Here is a 230-nt window from a genome sequence, read left to right as displayed (position 1 = left end):
AGTTGCGTTACGGCGGCTATCTGGTGTTCCGCAACCTGATTCCGTCGCCGATGCTCGAGGCGCAAGCCGCCGAAGAGTTCAGCCAGATCGCGTACGGCGCCGAGCACGCCAACCGTCTATACGGCGACGCCGATGCGCATGTCACGCGCGTGCGCTCGATCGTCGACAAGATGGTTCCGTACTCGCTCAAATGGAACGAGCGGGCGAAAGGCTGGAAGTGGGACGTCGCC

1 pseudogene is annotated in these 230 nt (G+C 63.0%); it reads left to right on the top strand.

Annotation, left to right across the window (positions count from 1 at the left end):
• Positions 1-230 (top strand): annotated as a pseudogene (locus SB753_RS42150) (M48 family peptidase); the annotation flags it as partial.

Source organism: Paraburkholderia sp. SIMBA_053, assembly GCF_046534895.1.
Classification (GTDB): Bacteria; Pseudomonadota; Gammaproteobacteria; order Burkholderiales; family Burkholderiaceae; genus Paraburkholderia; species Paraburkholderia caledonica.
The sequence above is the reverse complement of the archived record's forward strand: the minus strand, read 5'-3'. Positions and strand labels throughout refer to the sequence as shown.